The organism is Streptomyces dioscori (genome assembly GCF_003024195.1).
GTDB lineage: Bacteria > Actinomycetota > Actinomycetes > Streptomycetales > Streptomycetaceae > Streptomyces > Streptomyces dioscori.
The window spans coordinates 72,839-90,380 of the sequence record NZ_KZ679042.1; the positions used below are offsets into that span (position 1 = coordinate 72,839).

16 protein-coding genes and 1 pseudogene are annotated in these 17,542 nt (G+C 69.9%); 9 read left to right on the forward strand and 8 right to left on the reverse strand.

All coding sequences use genetic code 11. The features are described 5' to 3' along the window. Position 1: 1 nt before the first annotated feature. The gene (locus tag C6Y14_RS14325) at positions 2–1,630 is read right to left on the reverse strand and encodes an ABC transporter substrate-binding protein (RefSeq protein ID WP_159074247.1); all 1,629 of its coding nucleotides are present in this window, start codon (positions 1,628–1,630) and stop codon (positions 2–4) included. 267 nt (positions 1,631–1,897) lie between these two features. Between C6Y14_RS14325 and C6Y14_RS14330 the strand changes: the two genes are divergently transcribed. The 3 genes from C6Y14_RS14330 to C6Y14_RS14340 are packed head-to-tail and all read left to right on the forward strand — an operon-like array spanning position 1,898 to position 3,808. Continuing rightward, positions 1,898–2,431, forward strand: a complete 534-nt coding sequence (locus tag C6Y14_RS14330; RefSeq protein ID WP_107017039.1) for a hypothetical protein — start codon at positions 1,898–1,900, stop codon at positions 2,429–2,431. A gap of 10 nt (positions 2,432–2,441) precedes the next feature. Next, entirely contained in the window at positions 2,442–2,888 is a 447-nt protein-coding gene (locus tag C6Y14_RS14335; protein ID WP_159074248.1) for an OsmC family protein, read from the forward strand. Then, positions 2,885–3,808: a sulfurtransferase gene (locus C6Y14_RS14340; RefSeq protein ID WP_107017041.1), complete on the forward strand. Its 924-nt coding sequence runs from the start codon at positions 2,885–2,887 to the stop codon at positions 3,806–3,808. The genes C6Y14_RS14335 and C6Y14_RS14340 overlap by 4 nt, the downstream gene beginning before the upstream one ends. A 45-nt stretch (positions 3,809–3,853) precedes the next feature. Here the strand turns inward: C6Y14_RS14340 and C6Y14_RS14345 are convergent, their stop codons facing one another. Further along, on the reverse strand, positions 3,854–4,273 hold the full coding sequence (locus C6Y14_RS14345) for a winged helix-turn-helix transcriptional regulator (protein ID WP_107017042.1): 420 nt from the start codon (positions 4,271–4,273) through the stop codon (positions 3,854–3,856). A 112-nt stretch (positions 4,274–4,385) separates the two neighbouring features. Here C6Y14_RS14345 and C6Y14_RS14350 point away from each other — a divergent pair, with 112 nt between their 5' ends. From C6Y14_RS14350 to C6Y14_RS14370, 5 genes are all read left to right on the forward strand, one after another. Beyond that, the gene (locus tag C6Y14_RS14350; RefSeq protein ID WP_107017043.1) at positions 4,386–4,736 is read left to right on the forward strand and encodes a DoxX family protein; all 351 of its coding nucleotides are present in this window, start codon (positions 4,386–4,388) and stop codon (positions 4,734–4,736) included. A gap of 177 nt (positions 4,737–4,913) precedes the next feature. Then, the gene (locus tag C6Y14_RS14355) at positions 4,914–8,054 is read left to right on the forward strand and encodes a discoidin domain-containing protein (protein ID WP_107017044.1); all 3,141 of its coding nucleotides are present in this window, start codon (positions 4,914–4,916) and stop codon (positions 8,052–8,054) included. A gap of 60 nt (positions 8,055–8,114) precedes the next feature. Continuing rightward, positions 8,115–8,915 (forward strand): alpha/beta fold hydrolase, encoded by an 801-nt coding sequence (locus C6Y14_RS14360; RefSeq protein WP_107017045.1) that lies wholly within the window; start codon positions 8,115–8,117, stop codon positions 8,913–8,915. A gap of 2 nt (positions 8,916–8,917) precedes the next feature. Continuing rightward, positions 8,918–10,204 carry a PP2C family protein-serine/threonine phosphatase gene (locus C6Y14_RS14365; RefSeq protein ID WP_107017046.1) on the forward strand — a complete coding sequence of 429 codons (1,287 nt, stop codon included), beginning with the start codon at positions 8,918–8,920 and terminating at the stop codon, positions 10,202–10,204. Beyond that, complete coding sequence (locus C6Y14_RS14370) at positions 10,201–10,554, forward strand: STAS domain-containing protein (RefSeq protein ID WP_107017047.1); 354 nt, start codon at positions 10,201–10,203, stop codon at positions 10,552–10,554. The genes C6Y14_RS14365 and C6Y14_RS14370 overlap by 4 nt, the downstream gene beginning before the upstream one ends. Before the next feature lie 96 nt (positions 10,555–10,650). On the opposite strand, the gene C6Y14_RS14375 is transcribed toward C6Y14_RS14370, so the two are convergent. The 3 genes and pseudogenes from C6Y14_RS14375 to C6Y14_RS14385 form a co-directional block, all read right to left on the reverse strand. Next, positions 10,651–11,427 (reverse strand): polysaccharide lyase family 7 protein, encoded by a 777-nt coding sequence (locus tag C6Y14_RS14375; protein WP_404828789.1) that lies wholly within the window; start codon positions 11,425–11,427, stop codon positions 10,651–10,653. Positions 11,428–11,475: 48 nt separating this feature from the next. Continuing rightward, positions 11,476–12,339, reverse strand: a pseudogene (locus tag C6Y14_RS14380) (chitinase); the annotation flags it as partial. A gap of 430 nt (positions 12,340–12,769) precedes the next feature. Further along, complete coding sequence (locus tag C6Y14_RS14385) at positions 12,770–13,204, reverse strand: Rid family hydrolase (RefSeq protein ID WP_107017049.1); 435 nt, start codon at positions 13,202–13,204, stop codon at positions 12,770–12,772. A 148-nt stretch (positions 13,205–13,352) separates the two neighbouring features. Here C6Y14_RS14385 and C6Y14_RS14390 point away from each other — a divergent pair, with 148 nt between their 5' ends. Then, positions 13,353–13,841 (forward strand): MarR family winged helix-turn-helix transcriptional regulator, encoded by a 489-nt coding sequence (locus C6Y14_RS14390; RefSeq protein WP_225891071.1) that lies wholly within the window; start codon positions 13,353–13,355, stop codon positions 13,839–13,841. A 364-nt stretch (positions 13,842–14,205) separates the two neighbouring features. On the opposite strand, the gene C6Y14_RS14395 is transcribed toward C6Y14_RS14390, so the two are convergent. From C6Y14_RS14395 to C6Y14_RS14405, 3 genes are all read right to left on the reverse strand, one after another. Further along, the gene (locus C6Y14_RS14395; RefSeq protein ID WP_107017051.1) at positions 14,206–14,967 is read right to left on the reverse strand and encodes an isocitrate lyase/PEP mutase family protein; all 762 of its coding nucleotides are present in this window, start codon (positions 14,965–14,967) and stop codon (positions 14,206–14,208) included. A 51-nt stretch (positions 14,968–15,018) separates the two neighbouring features. Next, a complete protein-coding gene (locus C6Y14_RS14400; RefSeq protein WP_107017052.1) occupies positions 15,019–16,347 on the reverse strand; it encodes a glycoside hydrolase family 125 protein in 1,329 nt (442 codons plus the stop codon). A 115-nt stretch (positions 16,348–16,462) separates the two neighbouring features. Next, on the reverse strand, positions 16,463–17,506 hold the full coding sequence (locus C6Y14_RS14405) for a LacI family DNA-binding transcriptional regulator (RefSeq protein WP_107017053.1): 1,044 nt from the start codon (positions 17,504–17,506) through the stop codon (positions 16,463–16,465). Positions 17,507–17,542 lie beyond the last annotated feature (36 nt).

The window sequence follows — 17,542 nt, forward strand, 5'->3', positions numbered from 1 at the left end:
TCTACTTCTTCGCCAGCCAGGCATTGATCAGGTACTGGTCGAGTCCGACCGGCGTGATGTCGTGCAGCCGGGGCGAGTGGGCCCAGATGTCGACGTCGTTGGACACCGGCACCTCGTAGGCCTGCTCGACGAGGATGCGGGCCGCGTGGTCGACCAGTTTCTGACGCTTGTCCTTGTCGATCGTCTGGTTCTGCTCCTGGAGGAGCTTGTCGAGTTCCTTGCCCGTCTTGTCGTCGTCCGCGACGAAGCTCCGGTCGGAGCCGTCCGTGGTGCCGTAGTTGGCGCGCAGGACGTCGGGGTCGGGCGAGGAGGCGTACCAGTAGGCGACGTCGTACTTGCCGCTGAGCAGTGCCTCGTTCGCCTCGGCGGCCAGCGGCGGGTCGAGGACGAGTTCGATGCCGAGCTTCTTCCACTGGTCCTGGAGGACCTGCAGGGGGGCGTCGTCCCGCGGGGCGCGCAGCGACAGCCGTTCGCCGTCGGCGTTGCGGCGGATCCCGTCGGAGCCCACCTTGGTCCAGCCGGCCTGCTCCAGCAGCGACCTCGCCTTCTTCGCGTCGTACTTCAGCAGCTCGCTCTGGTCGGAGTAGAACGGGTTGTCCTTGCTCAGCGGACCGGTCGCGGGCTGGTCCACGCCGCCCGAGGCGATCTTGACGAACTGCTCCCGGTCGACGCCGATCTGGAGTGCCTGGCGTACCCGTACGTCCTTGAGGATCTTGGAGGAGGTGTTCAGCGGCAGTTCGAGCCCGGTCGCGGGGTTGAGGGTCTTGGAGATCGTCATCCCGGAACCCTCCAGCTGGGAGACGTACTTGGCGTTCACCCAGTAGATGAACTGGAGCTCGTCGTCACCGATGACCGCTCCGTTGCGGACCGAGTCCTCAGGGATGATCTTGTAGACGACCTCGTCGAGGTAGGCGGACCCGCTGTGCTCGAAGTACTTCGGCGCCCAGTCGTAGTCCTTGCGCTTCTTCAGCACGATGCGCTGGTTCGGCGTGTACTCCTCCAGGTAGAAGGGGCCTGATCCGTCCAGCCACTTCTGCCGCTTCTCGACGGGGAGTTCGGCCGTCTTCTGCGAGACGATGCCGACGTACGCACGGGACAGGGACGTCAGGAAGGCGGCGTTCGGCTCCGCGAACTGGACGGTCACCTTGTGCTCGGAGGGCGTGGTGATCTTGCTGATGCCCTGCACGATGGTCTTGGCGCTGGAGTGGATGCCGGGCCGGTTCAGGCTCTCCAGGTTGGCCTTGACCACCTTCGCGGTGAGTTTGGTCCCGTCGTGGAAGGTCACGTCGTCACGCAGCTCGAACGAATAGGTCCGCGCGTCCTTGCTGACCGTCCAGCTCGTGGCGAGCCACGGTTCGACCTTCTTGGTCTTGGGGTTGTAGAAGACGAGCGAGTCGGCGAGGGCGCGGGCGACCGTGCGCCAGACCTGGTTGACGACGGCTGCGTCGACCCCGCCGGGGTCGGCGCTGAGCCCTATGTTGAGGGTGCCTCCGTAGCGGTCCTTCTTGGCCACGTCGGCTGCTGCCTCGCTCTGCCCGCCGCCGCCGCTGCCCGAGCAGGCGGCGGTTGCGAGAAGCGCCAGCGTGGCCCCTACTGCGGTAAGCCAGTGCCGCGGACGGTAACTGAACACGACTTGTTGTTTCCTCTCGATCGGCTCAGGGGCGAGCGGTAGCGGCTGCATGTCGTCGGTGACCGGTCGGCGCTACGTAGGTGCACTTGCCTCAGGCGAAGGTGTGGCAGTGATGGCAGCGATACATAAAACTTCCCGCATCAAGGCCAACTTGCGATACGACTGGGCGACTTCTGGATATAGCCGCCCCGTAACCGATATGTTTACACGGGTGTGCGCTAAGTATCGTGACGACAGTGTTGCAGTCTCCTGAACGGGGAAACCGGCATGGTGTTCGACAAGAAGTACGGCGACGAGGTCCGGCAGCGGGCGGTCGAGCGCGTACGGCAGCGGCGTCTCGCGGAGCCCGAGAACCGCTCGATCGTGCGGGAGGTGGCCGAGGAGTTCGAGGTCGGCCCGCAGTCCCTGCGCAAGTGGCTGACCCGCTACGACGACGGCAGTTACGACTACGACGCGGCCCCTGCCACCGGCTCGGCGTCCACCTCTGTCTCCGGCCCTCCTGTCTCCGGCGCGCTCTCCGGCTACGGGCCCGGGGCCGGGCCTGCCGCCGACGGTCACGGGCACGGCCACGGGGACGGGTGGGAGCCCCGCGCCGCTCCGGCAGCCCGGCCGGAGCGCGGCACCGGCCGGCGCGAACTGCTCATCCGGATCTCGGAGCTGGAGCACCGGATCGCCGTCCTCCAGGAGGACAACCGCTCCCTGACCCGGGTCGTCTCGCTGCTGGCCGACCAGCTGCGGGTGGCCACCACGGGCGGTGTCCAGATTCCGGACCCCACGGCCCGCCACGCACCTCGTGCCTAGACTTCCCGGGGTGAGCGACAGAATGACCGTGGTCAGCAACCTGCACGGGCGGACCACCGACGTCCGCGGCCGTTACGCGATCACCGGACCCGGATTCGAGATCACGTCGGACGGATCGGTACGCAGTGGCGGCCCGGGGGAGGAAGCCGGCTCGCTCGATCTGCTCGTGGCGTCCCTGGTCTCCTGTGCGCTCAACGCGTTCCGGCACGACTTCGTCGAGGGCGGACAGCCGGAGCGCCGGGTCGAGATCTTCGCCCGTATCGAGCGCAGGACCGAGGGCGACTATCTGGGCACGCTGGTCATGGAGTGCTTCATCGACGGCGTCGACCACGTGACGGCCGCGGAACTCGTGGCCGAGTACAAGAAGCGGTGCCGCATCTACAACGCGCTCAAGGACAGCCTTCCGGTGGTGTTCGTCCCGCACACCTCGGGATCGGGACCGGAAGGCACAGCGTGACGGCGACCGGCTCGCCCCACCTCATGGACGCGCGGACCGCGTGTGCGCGAAGGAGACGGTCGGTATTCATCGAGGTCGCGCCGTGGCGGGTGATGGCGACGGGTCCGGATCCGATCGCGGGAAGCGTCCCCGGTGCGATCCTGACCTCGGTCAAGTCCGACTTCGCGGGCCGCCCGACAGCCAGTGGCGGCCACCTGCCGCTGCCGGAACCCGCCGCCGTGCACGCCACCCTGCTGGCCCACGGCGTCGGCCCCGGCGACGACCTGGTCCTCTACACCCGCCGTATCGAGGAGCTGTCGTCCGCCGCACGGGCGTGGTTCGTCCTGACCTGGGCGGGCTTCCGTTCGGTACGCGTCCTGGACGGCGGACTGCCCGCCTGGACGCGTGCGGGCGGCTGGACGGACCGTGCAGCACAGACGCGGCCCCCCGCCCCGACGCAGGACAGCCACGCCGCACCCTCGTTCGAGATCGGTGGCGGCGGCAGTAGCGGTATCGGAATCGGTGGCCGACGCGTACTCGGCATCACGGACGTCCAAGAGGTCGCGGACTACGGCACGCTGCTCGACTCACGCCCCATGAGTGCCTACGACGGGGCGCTGGACGATCCCAGGACCGGTCATGTCCCGCACGCGGTCCACGCCCCCTCGACCGAACTGGTCGCTCCCGACGGCCTCCTCCGGTCGCCCACCGAGATGCGCAAATGGTTCCTGTCCCGTCGGGCGATCGGCAGCCACGAGGTCGGTGCCTACTGCGGCGGCGGAGTGTCCAGCGCGCTGCTGGTGTTCGCCGGAGCCCTGCTCGGTCAGCAGGTGGGACTGTTCGTGGATTCCTGGTCCGCCTGGGCCCGTGACGATTCCCTGCCCGTCGAGCAGGGCGCGGCACCGACCCGTTCGACGGTGGTCGACACCGACTGTGCATGAGGGCCCGCTGGGTGCCGCGACCGAAGAACCGTAGCCGCCCCCGCGCTATACGTCCTTCTCGCCGGCCGCCTCTTGAAAGGCGGCGACCGCCTCACCGTTGGCCCTCGCCCACTCGGTGAGCTTTCTGATGGGCTCCTCCAGGGTGCGCCCGAGTTCCGTCAGGCCGTATTCCACCCGTGGCGGCGCCTCGGCGTACACGCGCCGCTCGATGAGCCCGTTGTCCTGCAGACGGCGCAGCGTCTGCGTCAGCACTTTGCGCGAGACACCTCCGATGAGCTCGACCAGGTCACCGTGGCGCACGGGGCCGTCGGTCAGAGCGAACAGCGTGACCACGGCCCATTTGCCGGAGATGATCTCGATGGCCGCACGGGCGGGGCAGTCGGCGAGGAACACGGTTCCGGGACGGAGGCTCACAGGCCGAAGGTTACCTTTTGGTACCTGACGGATGCCTAACGTCGAAGGCATGCAGCGCGCAACAAGTCCGCGCAACCGGGACCGGATCTCGGGCGGACGTGCCGGTACCACGGCAGAGCGCATGCCCAACCACTCCACCGCGTCCGACAGTTGAGGTCTCACCATGTTCATCACCTATGCCATCGTCGCCGCGCTCATGTCGGCGGTGCTCCTGGCCTCGGCCGGTGCCAAGTTCACCCGGCCGAAGCGGCTCGTCGACCAGATGTCCACCCTCGGCCTGCCCTTTGGCATGCTGCCGTTCCTGGGCCTCGCGCAGGTCGCCGGCGCCGGTGGCCTTGTCATCGGGCTCTGGTGGGGACCCCTCGGAATCGCTGCCGCCGTCGGTCTGGCGCTCTACTTCGTCGGCGCGGTCGCCACCCACCTGCGCGTCGGCGACCTCAAGGGAACACTCCCGGCAGCCGTCCTCACGGCTGCCGCCGTCGCCCTCGTCGTACTCCGCTCCGCAAGCCTGTGACGCGCGCCGCGACCGGGATCGACCGGCAACACCGATGCACCGGCACACCGACGCACGACGGACCGCCGCACACGTCACACCCCTTGACGCATCCCGCCGCCAGGACGAAAGATTGCCGCTGCCGCTTGACAACGTTGTCCGGCCCGCCCGCTCAGAGAGGCGCCGATCGTGTCCCACATGCCCCCTTCTCCGGTCGCCCGACGCCGGTTCGTCCAACTCCTCGGCGTCTCCGCTGGCTTGGCGGCCCTGCCGCCGGCACTCGAACCCGTCGCCGCTCACGCAGCGGAGCGATCCGGCGGGCTCGCGGGGCGATCCGGCGAGGTACCGGACGAGGTGGCGGCCGTCTACCATCGCGTCCTGCTGAACCACACCCGCTGGTCCGAGCAGCAATGGGACCAGGCACGCGGGTACTACACGGACAAGGACTTCGGTTTCGCCGTGGTCCTGGGCCACGCGGTCCTCCTCACGCACGGCACGTACGACAGCGAGCGGGCCGGTGTCGACGAGCAGACGCTGCGGACCCGGACCCTGGCGACCATCAAGCACTTCGCCGCCTCCAACCGGCTGACCGGCGGCACCCAGTGGGGCCGCAAGCTGTTCTTCGACACCACCTTCCAGTCGTACTTCGTCCTCGCCGCACGACTCCTGTGGGACGAGCTCGACGCAGTGACCCAAAAACACGTCGACACCATCGCGCGCGAACAGGCGGCCTACACAACCGCCCTGGGCACGAGCGACGACCCGGACTCCGGCGACTGGACCCCGCACGGCCTGTCCGGCGGATACCGGAAGGACACCAAGCTGGAGGAGATGGGCGTGTACGCCCAGTCCCTCGCCCCCGGTGCGGCCTGGGCCGCGGACGACCCCCGGCACGCCGACTGGCTGGCCGCGTACGGCACCTGGTCGCGCAACGAGGCGGGGCTGCCCCCGGCAGACCTCGCCAACCCGGTCCGCGTGGATGGCGTTTCCGTGTCCGCGAACACGGCCCGCAACCTGTACGACACGTTCATCGTCGAGAACCACGGATCCTTCGGCCCGCACTACCAGCAGGAGCTGTGGCGTACGTCGGGACGCAACGCCGCGCACTTCATCGCCGCCGGGCGCCCGATGCCGCAGGTACTCACCCGGCAGCCGAACGCCGACCTGCTGTGGCGCACCCTCCTCGGTGTGATGAGCGACGCCGGAGAGCCGCTGATGCCCATGGTGGCGGACCGCGAACACCTCTACGGGCGGGACGTCATCCCGCTCGCCTTCCTCGCCCAGGTCGGCGGCGCACGGGCCGCGGCCCGTGCGGAGCGCTCGCTGGCGTCTCGGCTGGAGGCGTACCAGGCCTACCCTCCGGAGTACCGGCTGGCGAAGTTCTCGGGCGAACCGAAGTACGAGCCGGAGGCCAGGGCCGAGTTGGCCATCAGCTACCTCCTGCATGTGTGGGCGGCCAGGCAGGGGCGTACCGTCCGCCCGCTGTCCGAGGCCGGGCTGTTCGCGCGGGCCTCCGGGGTCACCGACTTCGGGACCGAGCCGGGTCTGGTCTCCCACCAGTCGCCCGGGGCCTGGGCCGGTGCCGTCTCCAAGCCGGGGTTCGTGAAGTTGGCCTGGCAACCGGCGCACGACGACTGGCTGTTCAGGATCAGCGGAGCCACTCCCATGTTCCTGCCGGCCGTGTCGGGCCAGGTCGACGGCCGCCAGGTGCAGACGTACAGCCGGGTCCGCGACGGGTTCGACGCCAGCGCGACCGTGCTGCGGCTGGGCGCCGAGTACGCCGGCTGGACGACTCTGCCCTCGGGTGCCGTCGTCTACGCGACCACGGGTGTCGCCGCCGGTGAGGGCCATCTGGAGGTGCACAACCTCACGATGCCCGGCGTGTCCGGGCTGACGGGCTCCCGTACCTACCGCTTCGCGGAGGGCAGCGTCAAGGTCACGGCGCAGGACGCCCGTCCGCCGGTGCCCTCCCCACGCGTGGACGACCTCGTCTTCACTCGGACCGAGATACGGCATCTGCGGATGACCGGGGTCCGGCCCGATCCGGCGTACGGGTACTCGCTGTTCGCGTTCGAGGCACGCGACGGGGTGGCGGGCACCGACCTCGCCCGGGGTGCGACGGCCACCGCGTCGTCCTTCGATCCCGGCAAGGAGCCTGCCCTCGCGGTGGACGGGAACGCGGCGAGCAGATGGGCCGTCTCGCGGGCGGAGCGCCCCCGCCCGGACAGTTGGCTCGCCGTCGACCTGGGCGGATCGCACTCCGTGGACCGGGTGACTCTGCGCTGGGAGGCCGCCGCGGGGCGCGCCTACCTTCTGCAGGGCTCCCAGGACGGCCGGGAGTGGACCGACCTGGTGTCCTGGCCGGTCCCCGACGCGGCGAGCCGAGGCGGCTGGCTCGACGTGGACGGCCGTGCGGGACTGGTCGTGCGGGGCTCGGAACACCGGCTGGCCGTGTACGGCGACACCGTGATCCTGGCGGACGGACCAGCCGCCCCGCTGCTGGTCGAGGGACTGCCCGACGCCTCCCCCGCCGCCCTGCGTGAACTGGCCGGCCGCCCCGCCCCGCACACGACGGACGGTGCCGTGCGTGCCGCTCTCACCGACGGCCATCTCAGCCTGTTCAACCTCTCCGGCGGAGCGGTCACCACACAGGTCGCGATCCCGCAGTCCCGGTCGCGCCTGACGCTGTTCGAAGGCACGCAGACGGTGAGCGCGGCCGGCAGTTCCTACGAGGCCGCCCTCGACGCGGCCACGGCCCAGGTCCTCGCGCCGCGGCTCTCGCTGCGCCCGCTGTCCGGCGACCGGCTGCCCGAGGGCCTGCGCGCGGAGGTCGTCGATGCCTCCACGGTCCGGCTCAGCGGCCCCTCCTGCCGCCTGCAGGTCGTCGGCCCGGACTCCCGCGAGGTGGTCGTGGTGCGCTCGGGACGGGTCACCACCTGTACGCTGCGGGACACTCCCGCGTATCCGCACGACGACCTCGCTCTGGGACGCACCGTCTTCCCGACATCGCCTCTGCCGCAGGGCATGTCGGACCCCTCCGCGGCCGTGGACGGCGACCCGGCGACGGCGTGGACCCCCGGCCCCGACGGCCGGATGGTCGTCGACCTCGGCGCGACGCGGCGGATCCGCGACATCCGCACGCGGTGGACGAGAGGGCGGGTGCCCGGGGTCCGGGTGGAGGTCAGCACCGACGGGCTGACGTACACGCGGCTCGGGCGGCCGGCCGGCTCGGGACGGAGCCGGTGTCTGAGCACGGACACCGACGCGCGCTACGTCGCCGTCGTCACCGAATCCGGAACGGGGACGGGTGCGCGGCTCGTCGAAGTCTCGCTGCGCTGAGAGCGGGCGGCAGCCGGGCCCCTGCGGAGGGCGGAGGACGGTGATGGGAAACTGACCGGTATGGATATCGGTCGCAGGAACAACGTCACCGTCACCGGCCGTGCGGGCGGGCCGGTGCTGGTGCTGGCGCATGGGTTCGGCTGCGACCAGAACATGTGGCGCCTGGTGGCTCCCGCGCTGGCCGAGCAGTACCAGGTGGTGCTCTTCGACTACGTCGGCTCGGGACGGGCGGACCCGTCGGCCTGGGACGAGCGGCGTTACAGCTCCCTGGAGGGGTACGCGCTCGATGTGACGGAGATCTGTGAAGAGCTGGACCTGCGGGATGTGACGTTCGTGGGGCATTCGGTCAGCGCGATGGTGGGGGTTCTGGCGGCGGCGAAGGCACCGCGGCGCATCTCCCGTCTGGTGATGGTCGCGCCCTCGCCCCGCTACATCGATGACGACGGTTATCGGGGCGGCTTCAGCGCCGAGGACATCGACGAGCTGCTGGAGTCCCTGGAGTCGAACTATCTGGGCTGGTCGGCCGCGATGGCCCCGGTCATCATGGGCAACGTGGACCGGCCGGAACTGGGCCAGGAACTGACCGCCTCGTTCTGCGCGACCGACCCGGACATGGCCCGCGTCTTCGCGCGCACGACGTTCCTGTCCGACAGCCGCGAGGACCTGCGGACGGTCACGGTACCGACGCTGATCCTGGAGTGCAGGCAGGACGTCATCGCTCCCCGGGAGGTCGGCGCCTACGTCCGCGACGTCGTCCCGGGCAGCCGGCTGGTGACGCTGGAGGCTACGGGGCACTGCCCGCAGCTGAGCGCGCCGCAGGCCACCGCCGGGGCGATCACCGACTTCATCGCAGCGGCCTGATGATGGGCCGCACCGACCGGTCGGGGTCCGAGCCGGGTGAGGGGCAGGACATGGACGCCGCGGACGCGGCGTTCACCTCGCTGCTGGAGGACAGTGCCGAGGAACTGTACGAACACGCCCCGTGCGGATATCTGTCGACGCTGATGGACGGCACCGTCGCGAAGATCAACACCACTCTGCTGGACTGGCTGGGCCTGGACCGGTCCCAGGTGGTGGGGCGGATGCGGTTCACCGATCTGCTGACCGTGGGCGGCAAGCTGTACCACGAGACGCACTTCGCGCCCCTGCTGCAGATGAAGGGCGAAGTCAGCGGGATCGCCCTGGACATCAAGGCATCCGCAGGCCGGCGGATGCCGGTGCTGGTCACCTCCAAGGTGAAAACCAGCGAGGACGGCGCGCCGCTGCTGATCCGCACCACCGTCTTCGACGCCCGCGACCGCCGCGCCTACGAGCAGGAGCTGCTGCGCGGCCGCCGGGCGGCCGAGGAGGCACGCAGGCAGTCCGAAGCCGACCGCGAACGGCTCCAGGAGGCCCTCGCCGTCCTTCAGCAGAGCCTGCTGCCCGCCGAACTGCCCGCGGTCCCGGGCCTGGAAGCCGGCTCCTACTACCACACGGCCTCCCCCGATCTGCTGGGCGGAGACTTCTACGACCTGTTCCCCCTGGACACCGGACGGTGGGCGTTCTTCCTCGGTGACGTGTGCGGCAAGGGCCCCCAGGCCGCAGCCGTCACCTCGCTGACGCGTTACACCCTGCGCGCGGCGGCCCTGCACGACGCCGACCCCGTCTCCGTCCTCACCACCCTGAACACCGTGCTGCACGAGCGGTACCGAAGCGGAGAGGGCCGCTACTGCACCGCCATATTCGGCGTCCTCGAACCCGCCGACGGCCACGCCGATGTGCGCCTGGCCTCCGGCGGGCACCCCTCCGCCCTGATCCAACGCGCCGACGGCGGCGCCGACTACCTGCCCACCCCCGGGGGACTCCTCATCGGCGTCCTGCCCGAGGCCCCGTTCGTCGCAGCCCGCACTCAACTGCTGCCCGGCGACACCCTGTTGCTGTACACCGACGGCCTGACCGAAGCCCGTACCGGACCGGACCGCGCGCTGTACGGCGAGGACGCCCTGCGCACCTTCACCGCCACCCGGCCGTCTGCGGGCCCGCAGGCCCTGGTCACCGCCCTGACCGGACTGCTCGCGTCCTTCGGCGACGGCCTGGACGACGACACCGCGCTGCTCGCCCTCGGCGTACCCGCCGCCCTTCCCACCACCACGAGCGAAAACCCGACATGAGCCCACTGACGATCACCGCCCGCGACGCCGCCACCGGTCCCGTACTGGAGATCACCGGCGACCTCGACCACGAGACCGCGCCCGAACTGCGCGACGCCGTCAACGACCTCGCCCTTGCCGCAGGGCTCGTGCTGGTCCTGGATCTGGCCCGGCTGGATTTCTGCGACTCCAGCGGGATCAGCGCTCTGCTGTCGGCCCGGAGCAGGGCCGTCGAACAGGGTGGCGGCATAGCGCTGGCCGCGGTCCCCGCCAACACCTCCCGCATTCTGCGCATCACCGGCCTGGACCGGGTCTTCCCCATCCACCCCGACGCCGCGACGGCCACCGCCCTCAACTCCGCCGCCCTCTGACCCCGTGGAACGAGGCGTACGACGGCGACTCGCCGGAGTCCGCTCCGCCGTGCCCGTCCTGGGGGTGCACACCTTGGCGCGCACCCCCGGCCGGGGTCAGTTGTGGGAGACCGTCAGGCCGTAGAAGGCGACACGGGCCCCCTTGGTGGTGCTGTCCGACGAGGACTGGTTGTAGGAACCGGCCTTGAAGTACTGCTTGTACGGGTCGAACGACGTCGGGATCGTGTAGTGGGTGGTGCTTCCGTTCACGGTCAGGTCGATGGTCCGGCCGCCGGAGACGGCTATGGAGTACGTCCAGGTCTTGCCGAGCGAGACGTGGCCGACGGTGTGCGTGGTCTGGCCGCCGGCGGGCGAGTTCTCGATGCCGGCCACGATGTCGCCGTTCGCGCGGTAGTACAGCTCGACGAGCGGCTTCGTGGAGGACCCTCCGGAGCCGAGGTGGATCTGGCCCACGCACACGTTGGAGGTCACCGACACCACGCGCAGGGTCGCGTTCATACGGTGGTTGCCGCTGAGCGACCAGTCGGCGGCGCTGCCGTTGCGGTTCATCTCCCGCAGTTCGGAGCGCGCGTACTTCGAGTTGGGTGTGGTGACACCTTTCTCCGGGGCCCAGAAGGTCATCGCTCCGTCCCGGGTGTCGGTGTAGAAGTACGAGTCCTGGAAGCCGTTCGCCCCCTGGAGCCGGGACGAGGAGATGGTGGTCGGCGAGCCGGGTGAGCCGACGGGCTCCTGCAGCTGCCAGACGGAGAGGTCGAAGTTGCCGCCCGGGGCCTTGTTCGGGTCGGCCGCGGCGGCGGCGCCGGTGCTCAGGACGGCGATCGTACCGACGAGGCCCGCGACGGTGGCGGTGGCCAGGGCTTTGAAGCGCATCATGTGAGGTCCTTCGAGAGATCCTTCGGCGACGAGGAGGAACGGCGGGGGTCAGCCGGTGTACTGGGCGAAGACACGGGTGTAGTCCCAGGCGGCCTGGGCGACACCGGAGCAGCTCTCGGAGTCGCCGCCGGTGCAGGGCCGGTCGCGGTTCGCGGACCAGAAGGTGAGCCGGGCCAGGTGGTGCTGCTGGGCGTAGCCGAGGATGGTGCGGAAGTCGGCGACGGTGACCTTCTCGTTCTGGTCGGTGACGCCGTTCATGGAGGAGATGCCCATGGTCCGGTAGGACTGGTCGTCGCTGTAGCCGTAGGCCTGCTTCAGTGCGGTCTTCAGGCCTTCGGCGGCGCGCAGGGTCAGGGTGCCCATGTTCTGGCTTCCGCCGTCGAAGTCGAAGGGCATGATGGTCCAGCTGTCGGCCGACAGGCCCGACGTGGCGGCGCGTCTGATCAGGCTGGTGTCGGGGCCGCTCTGCCCGGTGCCGATGGTGATGTGGACCTTCAGGCCCGGGTTGCGGGACTTGACGGTCTTCAGGGCGTCGACGGTGCGCTGCTGCACGGTGGGGCTGTCGTACGCGGCGGCCTCGATGTCTATGTCGATGACCTTCAGCGTGTAGGCGTCGATCACTTTCTGGTAGGCGGCGGCGAGTTCGCTCGCGCTGGAGCAGGAGCTCTCCAGCTTGTTGCCGCTGTATCCGCCGAACGACGGGATGGCGTCGCCGCCGCCGTTGCGGATCGTGGTGATGGTGCGCTGGTCGACGCCGCCGGTGAGCGGGCGGCTGCCGTCCCACTGCGGGTTGCAGTAGCCGTTGCTGAGGATGAAGGCGAGGGTGAACGACTTCACGCCGGTGGCCTGGGTGATCGTCGTCGGGCTGGGCGGGTTGCCCCAGCCGTTGTAGAGGTACGGGGCGACGGCGGTCGAGGTGGCCGCCGGGGCGGCATCGGCGTGCGGCGCGGCGAGGAGACCCGCTGTCAGGGGCAGGGCCGCCAGGGCGAGTCCGCCGCGCAGGGCATGGGAACGAGTACGGGTTCGCACGGTCATGGGGGTGATCGCAGCCTTTCGTCAGAAGCAGACGGTGGGGGAGGCTGGTTCATGTCAGTGAACGCTAGGTTCACCTATGAACACGCGCTGTGCGGAAGAACGTAAAGGTCTGAACCAACTACGTCAAGAGGTTCGGAGCCGCACGGCAACGGATCAACAACGGACGGCAGCAGGATGCACGGCGCGGCGCGTCAGGCGAGCGGGCCGGGTGGAGGTGAGCTCCGGCGCGGCCCGGGCGGCGGACCCGGGGCTGCGCACGCCGGTCGTACAGCCCGAGCCCCCGCCGGCGGTCGCCGAAGGTGACGGCTCAGTTCCCGGAGTCCCCGGAGCCGACGACGGCCGTGACCCGGATCTCCACGCGCATGGCGGCGAGGCCGAGCACGGTGACGCCGGTCTCGGTCCAGATGGGGGCGCGGCCGTCGAGGCGACGGCGGAACTGCTCGGCCATGACCGCGTTGTGGTCGTCGCCGATGACGTCGTCTCCCGGCGCGACCTTGTGGTACGAGTTGACGTGGATGACGTCCTTCCATGTCGCGCCGACCGTGGCGAGCGTGCGCTCCACGTTGTCGAAGGCCTGGATGATCTCGTCTTCCAGCGAGTCGGGGATGACGAGATCGTCATTCACTCCGGCCTGACCGGAGATCTCGACCCGGTCGTCGACACGGACGGCCCCGCTGTAGCCGAGGGCCGAGTGCAGCTTCTCGCCGTAGCCCGGAGTGATGCCGAAGGTGACGGTACTCATGATGCTTCCTCTTCCTGTCCATAGGGGCGCGTTTCCTCATCCATGAGTTCACGCGTAAAGTGAAACTAGCACGCAATGACTTCAAGCGTAAAGTGATGGCGGGTTTCGCCGGAGGGCAGGGAGGGTCATGACCAGCACGGGAGGGTCCATGAGCGCCGCGGATGGACACGAGGACGACGAGGAGCTGCGGTGGCTCGACGAGCAGGAGAAGGCGGCGTGGACGGGGATGATCTCCCTCGTCCTGCTGCTGCCCGGCAAGCTGGAGTCACCGCTGCGGCAGGAACACGGGCTCACCCTGTTCGAGTACCTGGTGCTCAGCCACCTCTCCGAGGCCCCGCAGCGCAAGCTGCGGATGGGAGAACTCGCCTTCCTAGCCAGTGGGTCGCTCTCCCGCCTGTCCAACGTCACCAAACGCTGTGAACAACGGGGCTGGATCGTACGGACCCCCGACCCGGCCGACGGCCGTTACACCCTCGCCGAACTCACCGACGCCGGCTTCGACATCGTGCGCCTGGCGGCGCCCACACATCTGCGAGCCGTACGCCGCATGGTCCTGGACTCGCTCAACGCCACGGACCAGAAGGCACTCGCCCGCATCGCGCAGAAGCTCCGTATCGTCCCCGACGACTTCGGCTGACAGCGGCCCCACGCACGACGAACCGGGACGATCAGCCAACCCTTCGGTTCAGTTCAGTTCAAGTCGTCGGCAGGGGCACGAGACCCAGCGTGCGTGCCGTGTGTTCGTAGACCTTCGCCGCCAACGCCGCGTCCCGAGCCGGCGGCGGTCACCAGGTAGTCCGTCATCCCCGCGACCCGGCCGTCACGATCGCTACTAGCACGCGGGCCGGTATGACGCCGACGACGGACGACCTTGGCCCCGCCGGGACCCACGTACGAACACGGACACGACCGGTCGCGTGACAGCGGTCGCGCCCGGAGCGTGGGGCGCCCTTCTCCAAGGGTGAGAGGTGAACAAGGGCGTCCCACGCTCGATCAACCCGTCAGGGCGCCCAGGGCCCGAGCATGTCCTTGATCGTGTCGGTCAACGCGATCTGCAGCAGCGGACCGTAGGTGATCCGGCCGACGCCGAGCCGGCGGAAGCGCTCAAGGTCGTGCTTCACGGGATGGGCCGTGGAGTTCACGGGAATGGCCACGGCGCCGATCACCGCCGTGAGCAGCTCGTCGTTGTCCTGGATGCCCACCGGGTAGACGCTGTCGGCACCGGCCTGCTCCAGGGCCCGCAGTCGCTCGATCGCCTCGTCGAGGACACCGGCGGCGTCCTTCGCGTGCAGGAAGAGATCGGTGCGTCCGTTGACCCACACCGGGACGCCCGCGTCGTCGGCCGCCGCGCGCAGGCCGGCGATGTAACTCGCGTGCTCCTGCGTGCTGCGCACGCGTCCGCCGTCCGAGTGGACGGTGTCCTCGACGTTGAGACCGACACCGCCGACCTCGATGAGTCCGGCGATGAGATCCGCGGGCTTCTGTCCGTATCCGGCTTCCAGGTCCACGGACACGGGGACGTCGACCGCGGCGATGATGGGCCTGACGGCGGCGAGCACTTCCTCGAAGGTCTGCCCCTCGTGGTCCTCGGCCCCCCGGGAGTCGGCAAGCGGATGGCTGCCGATCGTCAGTGCGGGAAAACCGGCGGCGACCGCCGTGCGCGCCGACCAGGCGTCCCAGACGGTCGGCAGCACGAGCGGCTGGTGATCGGCATGAAGCTGCTTCAGGCGCTGAGCGCGCTCAACTTTGGTACGGAAGTCCATGTCGAGAACGCTACCTCCGGATCGCCGCCGACCACGAGCGGGCGGGCAGGTTCACGCCGGGGGCGCGGACAGGCGCGGAGAAGGGTGGGCCCACAGGGAGCGGGTCCCGAGGCCCGCCACGTCCAGGGCCAGCTCCGCGTACATCGCGTTGGCCCAGGAGAACCAGTGCCGGGTGAAGCGGCCCGGATCGTCCTTGTGGAAGGACTCGTGCATGGCGCCGGTGCCCGCGTCGGTGTCCGCCAACAGGCGCAGCGCGGCGAGCCGCGACGCGTCGTCGTCGCAGGTCAGCCCCTCCACGGCGATGGCGATCGGCCAGATGTGGTTCTTGGGAGTGTGCGGGCTGCCCACTCCTTGTGCCGCGCTCCCCCGGTACCAGGTCGGGTTGGCCGGGGAGAGGACGAATGCGCGGGTGGCGCGGTACAGCGGGTCGGCGGTGGGTACGTTCGCGACCAGGGGCAGGGACAGGAGGCTCGGCATGTTGGCGTCGTCCATCAGGAGGGCGTTGCCGAGTCCGTCCACTTCATAGGCGTAGATCGTGCCGTGTTCGGGGTGGTCGACCGTTCCGTGGCGGGCGACCCCTTCCCGCAGTTCGGCCGCCAGGGCCGTGGCGTCCTCGGCCAGGGCCGTGTCCCCGGCCTCGTGTGCCATCTCGGCCGTACCGTCGAGGGCGGCTGCCGCGCACAGGTTCGCGGGCACGTTGTACCCGTACGTGCAGGCGTCGTCGCTGGGCCGGAATCCGCTCCAGGTCATTCCGGTCCGGGCCACGGGCGTTCCCCGGCCCTCGCCGGGCAGTGTGTCGCTCGCCGGTCCCGAGGACCGGAGAAAGCGGTAGGCGGACCGGTGCTCGTGGTCCTGTTCGGTGCGCCACACGGAAAGCACGGCGTGGGCGGTGCGCACCGCCCCGTCGAGGTGGTCGGTGCGGCCGGTGGCCCGCCAGAAGCGGTGGGCGAGCAGGAGCGGGAAGGCCAGGGAGTCGACCTCGTACTTCTCCTCCCACACCCAGGGGTCCTCGCACAGGTCGTCACCGTCGTGGGCGCGTCCCGAGGGTTCGGGGTTGAAGGCGTTCGCGTACGGGTCGCGCCGGATCTGGTCGAACTGGCGCTCCAGTACGGCCGCCACCAGGTCCTGCAGGCCCTTGTCGTCCTTCAGGAGCGCGAGGTAGGGCATCAGCTGGGTCGACGAATCGCGCAGCCACATGGCGGGGATGTCGCCGGTGACCACGAACGCGCTGCCGTCGGGCATCGGCCGGATGGTGTGCGCGAGGGTGTCGTCGAGGCAGCGCACCAGCAACTGTCCGTGGCGCGGGTCGCCGAGCGCGTCGAGATGGCGCACCGCGCGCCGAACCAGCGGATGGTCCTCGACACTCGTGGGGAACTGCATGGTCGGCCCTTCTTCTCATGTGCCGTGTCACGCGACTCGCACGCCTTGTCATGTGACTCATATGTCCTGCGACGTGACTCGTGCGCCTTGTCACGCGGCTCGCTACGCGACTTGCTCACGTGTCGGTCCGCGGTGGGCCGAGGGGACGGCCGTCGGCGTGGACGCCGTGCCGGACGACGCGCGTGGGGATCGTGACGCGGCGGGAAGGGGGCTGCTCCGCTTCCTTGTGGCCCAGGCGGTCGATGAGCAGGCGTGCGGCTTCCCGGCCGATCTCGTCGGCGTCGTAGGAGACGAGGGTCAGCGGCAGGCCGAGGACGTCGGACAGGTCGAAGTCGTCGAAGCCGGCCAGGGGCAGGGTGACATCCGACTTGAGCAGGGCCCGGATGGCGCCCTGGCTGATGCGGTTGTTGGTGCAGAACAGCGCCGCGGGGGCGTCGGGCCGGCCCAGCAGTTCGAGGGTCGCCGCCTCGGCTGTCGCCGCGTCGACGAGGCCCTGCCGGATGAGGGCGTTGTCGGGCTCGACACCGGCCTCGTCGTGGGCCGCCCAGAACCCGCGCAGCCGCTCGGCCCCGGTGTAGAGCGAGGGCGGATTGCCCAGGAAGGCGATACGGGTGTGCCCCTCGGCCAGCAGGCAGGCGGTGGCCTCGCGGGCCCCGTGGAAGTCCTCGACCAGTACGCAGTCGGTGTCGAGTCCGGCGGGCGGCCGGGCGGCGAGCACGACGGGTACGTGGCGCATGGCGGCGGCCAGGTGCTGCTGCCTGCTGCCCGCGGGGACGACGATCAGCCCTTCGACCTGATGGTCGATCAGGCCGTCGACGAGGCCGGGCTCCCGGTCCGCCTGCTCGGCGGAGTTGCTGAGCACCATCCGGAAGCCGTACTCGGTGGCGACCTCCTGGACGCCGAGCGCGAGACGCGAGTAGAAGGGGTTGGCGAGGTTGGTGACGACGAGGCCGATCATCCCGCTGCCGCCGAGCCGCAGGCTGCGCGCGGTCTCGTTGCGGCGGTAGCCCAGCCGGTCCACCGCGGCGAAGACGCGTTCCCTGGTCGCTTCGGACACACCGGGGTCGTTCTTCAGTACGCGGGACACGGTCATGGCGCTGACCTGCGCGAGCTTCCCGACGTCATGCATGGTCGGCCCGCCGGCTCGACGAGCGGTCATGCCCGTTCCCCCTTCTCCGTCGGCCTGCGGTGGCGA